The sequence below is a fragment of the Lysinibacillus sp. NPDC094403 genome, from assembly GCF_050278745.1.
In the GTDB taxonomy this organism is placed as follows: Bacteria; Bacillota; Bacilli; order Bacillales_A; family Planococcaceae; genus Lysinibacillus.
In genome coordinates this window covers 102085-116535 of the sequence record NZ_JBNNTL010000013.1, presented here as the reverse complement: position 1 = coordinate 116535, position 14451 = coordinate 102085, and the positions used below count along the sequence as shown (strand labels likewise).

11 protein-coding genes are annotated in these 14451 nt (G+C 38.5%); 10 read left to right on the top strand and 1 reads right to left on the bottom strand.

Annotated features, from left to right (window positions below; translation table 11 throughout):
• Positions 1–265 precede the first annotated feature (265 nt).
• Positions 266–724 carry a hypothetical protein gene (locus ACQKMV_RS17700; RefSeq protein ID WP_427505510.1) on the bottom strand — a complete coding sequence of 153 codons (459 nt, stop codon included), beginning with the start codon at positions 722–724 and terminating at the stop codon, positions 266–268.
• Between the two features lie 200 nt (positions 725–924).
• On the opposite strand from ACQKMV_RS17700, the gene ACQKMV_RS17695 reads away from it, so the two are divergent.
• The 10 genes from ACQKMV_RS17695 to gatB all read left to right on the top strand — a co-directional run bounded on the left by ACQKMV_RS17695 (position 925) and on the right by gatB (position 14271).
• The gene (locus ACQKMV_RS17695; RefSeq protein WP_427505509.1) at positions 925–2646 is read left to right on the top strand and encodes an adenine deaminase C-terminal domain-containing protein; all 1722 of its coding nucleotides are present in this window, start codon (positions 925–927) and stop codon (positions 2644–2646) included.
• Positions 2647–2715: 69 nt separating this feature from the next.
• On the top strand, positions 2716–3771 hold the full coding sequence (locus tag ACQKMV_RS17690; RefSeq protein ID WP_427505508.1) for a DUF3048 domain-containing protein: 1056 nt from the start codon (positions 2716–2718) through the stop codon (positions 3769–3771).
• A 15-nt stretch (positions 3772–3786) separates the two neighbouring features.
• Positions 3787–4107 carry a YerC/YecD family TrpR-related protein gene (locus tag ACQKMV_RS17685; RefSeq protein WP_004225717.1) on the top strand — a complete coding sequence of 107 codons (321 nt, stop codon included), beginning with the start codon at positions 3787–3789 and terminating at the stop codon, positions 4105–4107.
• Between the two features lie 111 nt (positions 4108–4218).
• Positions 4219–4908, top strand: coding sequence for a heptaprenylglyceryl phosphate synthase (locus ACQKMV_RS17680; protein WP_427505507.1), 690 nt, complete (start codon positions 4219–4221; stop codon positions 4906–4908).
• Positions 4909–4940: 32 nt separating this feature from the next.
• On the top strand, positions 4941–7193 hold the full coding sequence (gene pcrA / locus ACQKMV_RS17675; protein ID WP_427505505.1) for a DNA helicase PcrA: 2253 nt from the start codon (positions 4941–4943) through the stop codon (positions 7191–7193).
• A 14-nt stretch (positions 7194–7207) separates the two neighbouring features.
• A complete protein-coding gene (gene ligA, locus ACQKMV_RS17670) occupies positions 7208–9211 on the top strand; it encodes an NAD-dependent DNA ligase LigA (protein ID WP_427505504.1) in 2004 nt (667 codons plus the stop codon).
• Between the two features lie 286 nt (positions 9212–9497).
• On the top strand, positions 9498–10631 hold the full coding sequence (locus ACQKMV_RS17665; RefSeq protein ID WP_427505502.1) for a CamS family sex pheromone protein: 1134 nt from the start codon (positions 9498–9500) through the stop codon (positions 10629–10631).
• A gap of 435 nt (positions 10632–11066) precedes the next feature.
• Entirely contained in the window at positions 11067–11354 is a 288-nt protein-coding gene (gatC, locus tag ACQKMV_RS17660; protein ID WP_010857153.1) for an Asp-tRNA(Asn)/Glu-tRNA(Gln) amidotransferase subunit GatC, read from the top strand.
• Positions 11355–11378: 24 nt separating this feature from the next.
• Positions 11379–12842, top strand: a complete 1464-nt coding sequence (gatA, locus tag ACQKMV_RS17655; RefSeq protein WP_427505500.1) for an Asp-tRNA(Asn)/Glu-tRNA(Gln) amidotransferase subunit GatA — start codon at positions 11379–11381, stop codon at positions 12840–12842.
• A gap of 1 nt (position 12843) precedes the next feature.
• Positions 12844–14271, top strand: a complete 1428-nt coding sequence (gene gatB / locus ACQKMV_RS17650) for an Asp-tRNA(Asn)/Glu-tRNA(Gln) amidotransferase subunit GatB (protein ID WP_427505498.1) — start codon at positions 12844–12846, stop codon at positions 14269–14271.
• Positions 14272–14451 lie beyond the last annotated feature (180 nt).

Sequence of the window (14451 nt, the reverse complement as noted above, 5' to 3'; positions counted from 1 at the left end):
ATTGTAGCGTAGGGCTACTCGACTCCCGCGGGAAAGCGAGACAGACGAGACCCTGCACGGAGCGGAGCGGAGGAAGCGGCTCGACGCTCGCCCGCAGGAAAGCGAGTAGCCCGTAGCGGAAATCAGAGCCTTCTAATTAATGAAAATGATAACGCACTTGAATTAAATTTTTTTAATCATACTTTGAAACTTCTTATTGTTTTCAAACGTAGGATTAAAAAGGATGAAAGCCGTCTCAACAATACAGTTGAGACGGCTCCTTTGACTAAGAAGGATTTTGTGCTTTATTTGTAGAATTTTTAGTTTCTGAGGAATTTTGATTTGAAGTGCTGGAGTCAGATTGCTTTGAAGCAGTTGCGTTTGAACCTGACGTATTTCCAGATATAGCAGAGGAGAAATCCTTCATGAGTTTGTCGATTTGTTCAGATGACATAGAATTTTGGCCGCTGAACATACTTTGCATAGAAGAGTTGCTGTTACTGCTGTTACTGTTGTTACTGTTGTTGTTCATAGCACCTTCCATACTAGAGCACAATAAAGCTTTAGTTGGGCAATATTTAAAGATACCCTCAGCCATTTTCATGGCACCAAATGCAATCATCAATCGACCTTTCATACAGTTAGGATTTCTTGAGACTTTAGCGATACCAAATGCCGTTAAACATGTACCCATGCTAAAACGACAGAAAGCATTTTTTTCGCTTAAATTCGTTTCTTGCATCATAATAATTCCTCCTTTAGTCATTGTGGAAAAAATAAAGCGGGGTGCACTTTGCTTTATGAAAGTGCTGTGTTACGATTGAAACAAGATGATTGCATAAAGCACTAATTTTATGAAAAAATGCGTTTATGCAGTAGTAGTATGTGATTTCACGTTGGATTTACACAATGAAATTTTACGTAATTTAGGAAGGGGCGAATAGAATGGATCCAGTATGGAAAATTACAGAATTACGCCAACAATTAGCTGTAATTGATGGTAAAAAAGCACCGGATATCGTATTAAAAAATGCACGTTATTTACATAGCATGCTTAAACAGTGGATAGTAGGGAACATTTGGATTTTAGGAGATCGTATTGTCTATGCTGGTGATAGAATGCCTCCGTTATTAGATGGGACTGAGGTAGTCGATTGTACGAATAAAACAATTGTACCAGGATATATTGAGCCGCATGTTCATCCGTTCCAGTTATACCATCCACAATCTTTTGCTGATTTTTGTGGACAGCTAGGAACTACAACTTTTATTTCAGATAATTTAAGCTTCGTTTTATCTTTAGAAAATAAGAAAGCGTTTTCAATACTAGATGATTTGAAAAAGCTACCGTTTTCATTTTATTGGTGGACTCGTTTTGATTCGCAAACTGAAATGGAACAGGAGGAAGAAATTTTTTCTAATACGTCCATTTTGGAATGGCTAGAACGAGATGATGTTTTACTTGGAGGAGAATTAACGGGCTGGCCAAGATTGTTACATGGAGATGATCAAATGCTCTATCGTATGCAAATGGCTAAGGGCTACGGGAAAAAAATAGAAGGGCACTTCCCAGGCGCATCAGAACGAACTTTAGCACGAATGAAGCTACTTGGTGCTGATGGTGATCATGAAGCGATGACAGTTGAAGAAGTAGAGCGACGTATTATGCAAGGATATGCTGTAACACTGCGTCATTCTTCAATACGTCCAGACTTACCAAATCTATTAAAGGGAATAGTCGAAAATGAGCTACCTATTTTTGACCATTTAATGATGACAACAGATGGCTCGCCCCCTTCTTTTCATGAGGACGGTGTGATGGATAAATGTATTCAAGTAGCCTTAGATGCAGGTGTAACACCAATAGATGCATATCAAATGGCTTCCTATAATGTGGCACGTTATTATAATATGTCCAACTTACATGGCTTTATCGCAACTGGTCGATTTGCTTCCCTTAATATTTTACAAGATGAATGGCACCCAGTTCCTGAGAGCGTACTATCGAAGGGTGTTTGGTTAAAACGCGATGGAGAGCAAGTGCAAAAACTTGCTACTATTGATTATTCAGCGTTACCTGAATTTGACTTAGATTTTTCATTAACGACACATGATTTTCAATTCTCGATGCCATTTGGAATTGAGTTAGTTAATGATGTTATTACAAAACCATATAACTCTTTAATTACTAGAGAAGGACAGCTTGCAGATCATGATGAATGCTATTTAATACTTATCAATAGAGATGGCAATTGGCATGTTAATACGATGATTAAAGGTTTTGCCACTAGTGTTCAAGGTTTTGCCTCATCTTATTCGAATACAGGCGATATTTTACTGATCGGAAAAAATAAAGACGATATGATAAAAGCTTTCGAAGAAATGAAAGCAATGCGTGGTGGTATTGTACTTGTTGAAAAAGGTGAAGTAATTGCTGATGTTCCTTTAACTATTGGCGGTTTTTTATATGATGGGGATGTTAAGGAGCTAACAGAAAAAGAGAAGTTCTTAAAACAAGCATTAGCGGAACGTGGTTACCACTTAGGAGACGCAATTTATTCTTTACTATTCTTACAATCGACACATTTACCATATATCCGTATAACACCAAAAGGGATTTTTGATGTTATGAAGAATAAGTTATTATTACCAGCAGTGATGCGCTAGTTGAAGTTTCCCTATGGTATAGCCACAGAATTACAGTTAGATGTAATTGACTAAAGGAGAGTAATGCTTGTGTTCAAACCGAAGAAACTATTTATCGCAATGGCTTTTAGTACCTTATTGATAGGAGGATGTTCCAAAGATTCGTCGGAAGTGAAGGAAGATGATACGAACAAGGTCGACGATGGAACTGCTATTGAAGAGCCTATTCAAGAAGGGGCGAAAGTTGCTCCGTTAACAGGTGAAGCTGTTAAGGAAGAAATTACACAACGCCCAATTATTGTTACCGTTAATAATCATCCGAAAGCACGTCCGCAATCAGGAATAGAAGCGGCAGATATCATTTATGAAATGCTAGCAGAAGGCAATGTTACGCGTTTATTAGCAGTTTATCAAAGTGAACTGCCAGAAAATGTAGGACCAGTTCGTAGTGCTCGCTCTTATTTTGTTGATCTTGCGAAAGGCTATGATGCATTTTACGTAGCACATGGTTATAGCCCAGAGGCAAAATCTATGCTTACTAATAATGTAGTCGACAATATAAATGGTATGGAGTATGATGGCACACTTTTTAAACGTTCAAAAGACCGTGTTGCTCCACATAACTCGTATATTACGTCTGAAAATATATTAAATGGAGCGAAAAAAGTGGGCGCTTCAATGAGTTACCATGAAAAAGTACATGAGGCTTTTTATGAACCCGATGAACGTGGTAAAATAGGCAGTGAAACAAGTCGAGTTGACATTTACTACGGAAATAGTGAGTATTTCCATAATTCATATGTGTATGATCATCAAAGTAATAGTTATGGACGACAATCGGCTGGCGTTGACACAAAGGATATGTTAACAGGCGACAAATTATCATTTTCAAATGTTCTATTTTTTGAAATGAAACATCGAACTATTGATAATGAGGGACGCCAAGATATTGATTTAACTTCTGGTGGAAATGCGTATGTATTTCAAAATGGCTATATGAGAGAAGTCAAATGGGCTAATATTGATGGAATACCAATGGCTGTAGAAGAGTCTGGGGAGCTTGTAAAGCTAGTACCAGGGAAGTCTTGGATTCATTTCGTACCAACTTCACCAGGGTTACAAGCAATGGTGAAAACGCAGCCCTAAAGGGAGGAAGATTGCATGCAAATCGAAAAAATTCGAGGGCATCAAACAGATCAATTATTTAAAGCAGTGTTAGAGCTGAAAGACATCGAAGAATGTTATAAGTTTTTTGATGATTTATGTACGATTAGTGAAATTCAATCGCTGGCACAACGCTTTGAGGTTGCGCATTTACTACGTTTAAAGAAAACCTACGAATCCATTAAAAAGGAAACAGGTGCAAGTACAGCAACTATTTCGCGTGTACGTCGTTGCTTTGATTATGGCAATGATACATATGATGAAATGTTAGGTCGTTTGTATCCAGATGAAAAGCCGTTTCAAGCACCAAAAGAATAGTAGGTAAAGAGGCTGGGTAGAGTTTTTACCCAGTCTTTTTCATTTTTTTGTAGACAGTCATAAGCTATACTTGTAAACGAATAGATAGAAAATGATAGGTGGTAAAAATAGATGGATTATTTAGAATGGAGACATGTGTTCAAGCTAGACCCAGCTAAAGATATTTCAGATGAGGCACTAGAAAAAATTTGTGAATCAGGTACAGATGTTATTATAGTTGGCGGAACAGACGGTGTAACTTTAGATGGTGTATTAGATTTACTTGTTCGTGTAAGACGCTTTGAAGTACCAATAGCGCTAGAAATTTCTGCGATTGATTCAGTAACACCAGGTTATGACTATTATTTCATTCCAACCGTGTTGAATAGTGATGACCCAAAGTGGATTAAAAATCTACACCATGAAGCCATTAAAGAATATGGAGATATTATGGTATGGGATGAATTAGTCGCTGAAGGTTATTGTATTTTAAACCCGAATTGTAAAGTAGCAGAAGTAACGAGTGCGAAAACCGATTTATCCATTGATGATGTTGTTGCCTATGCACGTATGGCTGAAAATTTCTTTAGACTACCTGTATTTTATGTAGAGTATAGCGGAACTTATGGTGATATTGAGGTTGTCAGTGCTGTGAAAAATGAATTGAAAAATACCCGACTGTTTTACGGTGGCGGCATTACATCTGCTAAGCAAGCAGCAGAAATGGCAAAATATGCTGATACAGTAGTAGTTGGTAATATTATTTATGAAGATTTAAAAGCTGCACTTGCGACTGTTAAGGCTGTAAAAAATAATATATAATGTAAGAACAAATGTTTGTAAGGCGGTGCGGAATGGAGCAGTTAACGAAAAACTTATTAGCAGGTATGAACCCTGAGCAGGAAAATGCAGTCAAAACAACAGAGGGACCGCTTCTAATTATGGCGGGTGCTGGATCAGGGAAAACACGTGTATTAACACATCGTATTGCATACCTAGTAATTGAAAAAGAAGTATATCCATCAAAGATTTTAGCAATCACATTTACAAATAAAGCTGCACGTGAAATGCGAGAGCGTATAGATGGCATTCTAGGCAACGGAACTGGTGACAGTATGTGGGTATCGACATTCCACTCAATGTGTGTGCGAATTTTACGACGCAATATTGATCAGCTTGGGATGTCACGTAACTTTTCAATTTTAGACTCTACTGATCAGCTATCAGTTATTAAAAATGTTATGAAGGATGAAAATATTGACGCTAAACGTTTTGAACCACGTGCGATTTTAAATGCGATTAGTTCAGCAAAAAACGAATGTAAAACTGCGGACGATTATGCAGGTCAAATCAATGAAAATAATCCTTACGAAAAAACGATTGCCCGTGTTTATAAAGGTTATGAAAAAAGACTACGTCGCAATCAATCACTAGATTTTGATGATTTAATCATGACAACTATTACATTATTCAACCGTGTACCAGAAGTGCTTGAATACTATCAAAACAAATTCCAATATATTCATGTTGATGAATATCAAGATACGAATAAATCTCAATATTTACTTGTTCAGCTGCTTGCCAAGAAATTTAAAAATATTTGTGTTGTAGGTGATTCAGACCAATCGATTTATCGTTGGCGTGGTGCGGACATTGGTAATATTCTTTCTTTCGAAAAGGATTATCCTAATGCTAAGGCCATTATGCTTGAGCAAAATTATCGTTCAACAAAACGCATCCTACAAGCGGCAAATGACGTCATTCAAAATAATACGACACGTTATCCAAAAGAACTGCGTACAGAAAATGCAGAAGGTGAAAAAATCGTATTGTACAAAGCGTATAACGAGCAAGAGGAAGCGCAATTCGTTGTACAAACAATCCAACAGCTTATTCAAAAAGAAAATCGTTCATTTGATGACTTTGCGATACTATATCGTACAAATGCTCAGTCCCGTGTGATGGAGGAAGTGCTTGTTAAGTCCAATATGGCTTATCAAATAGTTGGTGGTACTAAGTTCTATGATCGTAAAGAGATTAAGGATTTACTTGCCTACTTGCGCCTCATAGCCAATAATGATGATGATTTATCACTCGCACGTATTATTAATGAGCCAAAGCGTAGTATAGGTGCAACCTCTTTTGAAAAAATGGCGCGCTATGCGATTGAACAAGAGCGTTCTATTTTTGATGCAATGAACGATCTTGTATTCATGGGTCTTTCAGGGAAAGCTGCTAATTCAGCTGAGCAATTTTATGCGATGATTAAAGGCTTTACAGAGATGCAAGAGTATTTATCTGTGACAGAAATTGTAGAGCAGGTCATTGACAAATCTGGTTATCGTGCAATGCTACAAAACGAAAAGACGATTGAAGCAGAAAGCCGCTTAGAAAATATTGAAGAGTTTTTATCAGTAACAAAGGCTTTTGAAGAGCGTAGTGATGATAAGAGCTTAGTTGCCTTTTTAACAGATTTAGCTCTAATTGCAGATATTGATGCACTTGATAAAGAGGATGCATCGAAGGGCAACATTATTTTAATGACGATGCATGCCGCTAAGGGCTTAGAATTCCCTATCGTCTTTATCATTGGCATGGAGGAAAATATCTTCCCGCATTCTCGTTCACTTGATGATATGGATGAAATGGAAGAAGAACGTCGTTTAGCATATGTAGGTATAACACGTGCCGAGGAACGTTTATATTTAACGAGTGCACAAAGTCGTACGATTTTTGGTCGTTCTAGCTATAACAATGTGTCACGTTTCTTAGGTGAAATTTCAGAGGATATTACAGAATCAATATCCAAAGGTGGTTCGAAGCCTGAGGTTCCGTTTGCCTCTAGTAATCGTTCAACAGGTGGCTATCAGAAACGCACACTTGGAGCAATTCAGAACACACAGCCTGCAACAGCTCGTTTACAAACAACTGGTGGAGACCAATTCGGCTGGAAGGCTGGAGACAAAGCGTTCCATAAAAAATGGGGAACAGGTATGGTTGTTAGTGTAAAAGGTGAGGGTGATAGTACAGAGCTGGATATTGCCTTCCCACAACCTATCGGTATTAAGCGATTACTAGCACAATTTGCACCTATTGAAAAAGTGTAAGCGGGGGAACTTAAATGAACGAAATCGAACAGCGCATTGAGGAGTTAAATAAATTATTGCATGAATACGGTCATGCCTATTACGTGTTGGATAAACCTGTCGTAGCGGATAGTGTTTATGACCAATTATTACATGAACTTATTGCATTAGAGGAAGAGAATCCGTCACTCATTCACCCAGATTCACCGACACAGCGTGTTGGCGGAGCAGTGGTGGAAGGCTTTAAAAAAGTGACTCACGATTACCCTATGCTAAGTCTTTCAAACGCTTTTAATGAAGAAGACTTACGTGAATTTGACCGTAAAGTGCGTCAAGCAATCGGTGATAACTTTTCCTATGTTTGCGAGCTGAAAATTGATGGTCTTGCCATTTCATTAAAATACGAGAATGGCGTTTTTGTACAAGGTGCAACGCGAGGAGACGGTGTTGTAGGGGAAGATATTACAGCGAATTTAAAAACGATTCGAGCAATACCTCTCCGTTTGAAGGAACCACTTACAATTGAAGTACGTGGCGAGGCGTATATGCCTAAAAAATCATTTGATAAATTGAATACCCTTCGTGCTGAAAATGGAGAAGAATTATTTGCGAATCCGAGAAATGCAGCTGCTGGTTCTTTACGCCAGTTAGATCCTAAAATAGCAGCGAGTCGTCAGCTATCAACTTTCATTTATGCAATCGGGGGAGATGGCGAGGCGTATGGTATTGACGGTCATGCAGAGATGCTCGATTATTTAGAGGGGCTAGGCTTCCCATCAAACAAAGAGCGTCAACGCTGCTCAACGATTGAAGATGTACTAGCCTTTATCGAAAAATGGACTGAAAACCGTCCGAATTTAGCCTATGAAATTGATGGCATTGTTATTAAGGTGGACCGCTATGCACAACAGGATGAGCTCGGTTATACAGCAAAGAGTCCACGTTGGGCAATTGCCTATAAATTCCCTGCTGAGGAAGTAGTCACAACATTACTTGATATTGATTTAACGGTTGGGCGCACAGGGGTTGTTACACCAACTGCTATTCTATCGCCTGTTCAAGTGGCAGGTACGACAGTTCAACGTGCATCATTACACAATGAGGATTTGATTCGAGATAAAGATATTCGACTAGGAGATACGGTCATTATCCGAAAAGCCGGAGACATTATTCCTCAAGTTGTAGGTGTAATACTGGAGCAGCGCCCTGAAGACTCAGTTCCATATGTAATGCCTGAAAATTGCCCTGTTTGTGATAGCGAACTTATTCGTATTGAAGGAGAAGTGGCATTACGTTGTGTAAATCCAGCATGCTTTGCACAAATTGCGGAGAGCATTAAATATTTCGTATCGCGTAATGCTATGAATATTGACGGTCTTGGTGATAAAGTCGTTGAGCAATTATTACGAGCAGATTTAATTCATGATATCTCTGATTTGTATCACTTAACTATAGAACAGCTTGTCGAGCTTGAGCGTATGGGAGAAAAATCAGCGACGAATTTAGTCAATGCTATTCAGGCTTCCAAGGAAAATTCGATGGAGCGTCTACTAATTGGGTTAGGTATACGCCATGTTGGTGAAAAGGCAGCAAAAATCGTTTCAGAGGAGTTTGGAACGATGGAAGCGGTAATGGCAGCAACAGAGGAGCAACTAGTGGCGATTCATGAAATTGGCGATAAAATGGCTTCATCACTTGTCGAGTATTTTTCAAATGAGGATGCACGTGCAGTCATTGATCGCCTTGCTGAAGTAGGTGTCAATATGACGTATAAAGGTAAAAAGGTAGAGGTTGTTGTAGGGGATAATCCTTTTGCAGGTAAAACAATCGTATTAACTGGTAAACTTGAGCAATTGACACGTAACGAAGCAAAGGCGAAAATAGAAGAGTTAGGTGGTATTGTTACAGGCAGTGTCAGCAAAAAAACTGATCTTGTCATTGCAGGAGCGGATGCGGGTTCTAAACTAACAAAAGCTGAGCAGTTGGGCATTGAAGTTTGGAATGAAGACAGCCTGATCGAACAATTTAACCTCGTCTAATAATGGAAAATATCAGGCTCATCACCAAAAGTTGTGGATGACATTTGTTAAAATGTATACCTTATATAAGCTTATTTCCGTTCCGACTGGACGCCACCAGGAAAGCGCCCGGTCGGAACGGAAATCAACCACACGTTATGGTGATGATCCAAATATTATAGTAAAGTAAGATGAATTGTCCTAGCCACTTGGTGAAAAGTAGAGGCATTTTATAAACGTCTCTTTCGCCCACAGGTAGGTAATTCGTCGAGCAGAATCTGAATTTCAGTAAAGGAGTCCTAAAATAATGAAGTCATTTCGACTCATTCCAGCAATTGTCGCTGCTGCAATGCTAGTCGGCTGTGTGCCTTCTAAAGAGAAGGAGACAGAGCTTACACAGGATACGCAACAGGAAAAAGCGGAAACAACAATTATCCCAAACCTACAGATTGATGATTCATACTATAGAACGCTAACACCTTATAAACAAAGTGCTAGCAGAGGATTAGTAGTTTCAAATATCTTTACGAAATATGATATGAAGGAAGTAGAAACAGGTTTAATGCGTCTTTCTCAAAATGAGTTTGACACAGAAAACTACTTCTTCCAAGAAGGGCAATATTTAGCGGAAAATACAGTGTCAAATTGGCTAGCACGTAGTTCACAAAAGAAAGAGGGTTTAAATCCTCCAACGACGGACTCAATGCCGGCAGAAGAACGTGCAACAAAGGCTCCAATCTATTTATCACATATTGTTGAGCAAAATTATTTAACAAAAACTAGTGATAACAAAGTAAAATTAGGCGGTATATCGATAGGACTTGCCTTAAACTCTATTTATTACTATCAAAAAGAAAAGTATGGAGATTACTTTGAGCAACCAATTCCAGAGGCAAAACTTGTTGAGCAAGGAAAGAAGATGGCCGCTGAAATTGTGTCTCGCCTAAGAACTCGTGATGAATTGAAAGATATACCGATTGTAGTAGGCTTATTTAAACAAAAGGCTCGCAATGACATTATTCCAGGAACGTATTTTAGTTATGGCGTAGCAAAAGCAGGACAAAATGATGTATCTGATTGGAAAGCACTTGATGAAGAATATGTACTGTTCCCAACGAGTGAATCACAGGATGTATACCGAGATGATAGCAATAACTTTAAGAATTTTAAACAAGATGTAGATAAATATTTTTCAAACTATACTAGTGTGATAGGAACAGGCTTCTATCAAAACAAAAAAATTCAAAAGCTAACGATTGAAGTTCCAATCCAATTCTTTGGCAAGCTTGAAATTATAGGCTTTACACAATATTTAACAGGTGTTCTTATCAATCAATTTGATAACATCAATGTGGAAGTAAGTATTACATCGATTAACGGCCCAGAGGCATTAATCGTAAAGAATGCCAACGAAAAGGAACCATACGTCCATATCTATTAATTTATAGTCAGCCTCGTGCTGACTATTTTTTTTGTGGGAGAAAAATGAGATTCAATTATATTTGTTGGAAGAATTAATCGAAGTGACGGATAGACTTCTTTGAAGTGATGGATAGAAAAGCAAAAGCGACGGAAAGACTACTAGAATCGACGGATAGAAGAGCAAAAACGGATAGAGCACTTAAATCGACTTATAAAAGAGAGTACAGCGACGCGATCCATGCCTCGCTCGCGAAAAGCGAAGTCTATATGAAGGATTCTAAAAACAGTCCCTAAAGACAACACTTCGTCATAGTAGTGAAAGTTTCTTTATTTTTGGTGAAAGTTGTGATTTTTAATATGAAAAATGTTATGATTATTTGCATGGTTAACTTTATTCAACCCTATTGTTATCGATAAAAACAATGAATTGAATGAGTATTCGGAGGTGTGAAAAATGGCAAAATTAACAAAAGAAGAAGTTAAGCACGTTGCAAATTTAGCACGTCTTGCAATTACGGAAGAGGAAGCAGAGAAATTTGCTGAACAGCTTGGTAAAATTACAGACTTCGCAGAGCAATTAAACGAGTTAGATACAACAAATGTTGAACCAACAACTCATGTTTTACCACTAGTAAACGTAATGCGTGAAGATGTGGCAACAAAAGGCTTAGACCGTGAAGTAATGATGTTAAACGTAAAAGAACAAGAAGATGGTCAAGTAAAAGTACCAGCTATCATGTAATACTAAAACATAGGAGGATTCCTCATGACGTTATTTGAACGTTCAGCAAAGGAGCTACAAGCTGAAATTAAAGCGGGTAACCTAACAATTGCTGATTTAACAAAAGAAGCATACGAACGTGTGGCGAAGCTTGACGGCGATGTACAAGCTTTCCTTGCTTCAAACGAAGAAAAAGCAACTGCACAAGCAGCTGAAATGGACAAAGTGCCATTTGAAGAGCGTGGACCACTTTTTGGTCTTCCTATCGGTGTAAAAGACAACATCGTTACAGAAGGCTTAGAAACAACTTGTGCTTCTAAAATTCTAGAAGGCTTTATGCCAATTTACGATGCAACAGTAGTTAAAAAACTACGTGAAGCCGGTATGGTCACTATCGGTAAATTAAACATGGACGAGTTTGCAATGGGTTCTTCGAATGAAAACTCATACTATAAAACAACAAAAAATCCATGGAACTTAAACCACGTACCAGGTGGATCTTCAGGTGCGTCTGCAGCAGCAGTAGCAGCAGGTGAAGTATCATTCTCACTTGGTTCTGATACGGGTGGTTCAATCCGTCAACCAGCAGCTTATTGCGGTGTTGTAGGGATGAAGCCTACATATGGACGTGTATCTCGCTTTGGTCTAGTGGCATTTGCATCTTCTTTAGATCAAATCGGACCAATTACACGTAATGTTGAAGATAACGCCCTTTTACTTGAAGCAATCGCAGGATTAGATGCAAACGATTCAACTTCTGCAGACGTAGAAGTACCAAACTACGCAGCAGCCCTTACAGGTGACGTAAAAGGCTTACGTATCGCTGTGCCAAAAGAATTCCTTGGTGAAGGTGTTGGCGAAGCAGCACGTCAATCAGTGCTTGATGCATTAGAAGTATTAAAAGGCTTAGGTGCTACAGTAGAAGAAGTATCACTTCCTCACTCGAAATATGCACTTGCGGCGTACTATATTCTTTCTTCTTCTGAAGCGTCCTCTAACCTTTCTCGTTTTGACGGTATCCGTTATGGTTTCCGCGCAGAAAACGTTAATAACTTAATGGACCTTTATAAAGAAACACGTGCACAAGGCTTTGGCGATGAAGTAAAACGTCGTATCATGCTTGGTACTTACTCACTAAGTGCAGGTACTTATGATGCTTACTACAAAAAAGCTCAACAAGCACGTACACTTATCAAAGCAGACTACGACAAAGTATTCGAAGACTTTGACGTAATCATTGGACCAACTTCTCCTACACCAGCATTTAAAATTGGTGAAAACGTCGATGATCCAATGACGATGTATGCGAATGATATTTTAACGATTCCTATGAACTTAGCTGGTGTGCCAGCCATCTCAATCCCATGTGGTATTGAAAATGGTCTACCACTAGGCTTACAAATTATCGGTAAATATTTCGATGAAGCAACAATTTACCGTGTAGCTCATGCTTTCGAACAAGCAACGGAGTTCCATAAACAAGTTCCTCAAATTTGGGAGGGAAAATAACATGAACTTTGAAACAGTCATTGGTTTAGAAGTACACGTTGAGTTAAAAACAAACTCAAAAATCTTCTCACCAGCACCAGCTCACTTTGGTGCTGAACCAAATACAAATACTACAGTTATCGACCTAGGCTATCCTGGTGTCCTTCCTGTACTTAATAAAAATGTTGTAGATTTCGCAATGCGTGCAGCACTTGCACTAAACATGGAAATCGAACAAGAAACAAAATTTGACCGTAAAAACTACTTCTATCCAGATAATCCGAAAGCTTATCAAATTTCTCAATTCGATAAGCCAATCGGTAAAAATGGCTGGATTGATATCGAGGTTGACGGCTATACAAAACGTATCGGTATTACGCGTCTTCATATGGAAGAAGATGCAGGGAAGCTTTCTCACTCTGGTGACCACTCTTTAGTTGACTTTAACCGTCAAGGAACACCGCTTGTAGAAATCGTTTCTGAGCCAGATATTCGTACAGCAAACGAAGCGTATGCTTACCTAGAAAAATTAAAATCAATTATCCAATATACAGATGTATCTGACTGTAAAATGGAAGAAGGTTCACTACGTTGTGACGCCAACATTTCAATTCGTCCATACGGCCAAGAAGAATTTGGTACAAAGACAGAGCTTAAAAACCTAAACTCTTTCAACTATGTTCGCCGTGGTATAGAACACGAGGAATTACGCCAAGCTGATGTCCTTCTTTCTGGTGGGGTAATTGATCAAGAGACTCGTCGCTTCGATGAAAAAACAGGTAAAACAATTCTTATGCGTGTGAAAGAAGGAACAGATGATTATCGCTACTTCCCAGAGCCAGACTTAGTTCGACTATCGATCTCTGATGAATGGTTAGAGCGAGTAAAATCAGAAATTCCCGAGCTTCCAGATGCTCGTAAAAAACGCTATGCTGATGAATTAGGCTTAACACCATATGATGCAGGAGTTCTTGTTATTTCAAAAGAAATCTCAGACTTCTTCGAGGCTATGGTAGTTAAAGGGGCAGATGCAAAACTTTCAGCAAACTGGCTTATGGGTGATGTTTCTGCATACCTAAATGCAGAACAAAAAGACCTTAAAGATACTGCACTAACGCCAGAAAACCTTGCTGAAATGGTGAAATTAATCACTGACGGTACAATTTCTTCTAAAATCGGTAAAAAAGTATTTGCTGAATTAGTAGAAAATGGCGGTTCAGCAGCAGAAATCGTTAAAGCAAAAGGTTTAGTTCAAATTTCTGATGAAGGTGCATTACTTGCTATCGTTACAGAAGTTCTAGACAACAATGCACAATCAATCGAAGACTTCAAAAATGGTAAGGATCGTGCTATCGGCTTCTTAGTTGGCCAAATTATGAAAGCAACTAAAGGTCAAGCGAACCCACCAATGGTCAATAAATTATTACAACAAGAAATTGCAAAACGTTAATTGCAATTAAACAGAAGGCCAAGAGAGCAAATTTGTTTTCTTGGCTTTTTACTTTTAAAATTAATACATATTAAAGAATCTTTAGGGCATCTATACAAGATAAAGGCCATGAACAGCAAAATTGTGCCTTTCTTCAAAATTTGATGTAAATTAATACTAAAAAATACCAACTTAGCACAT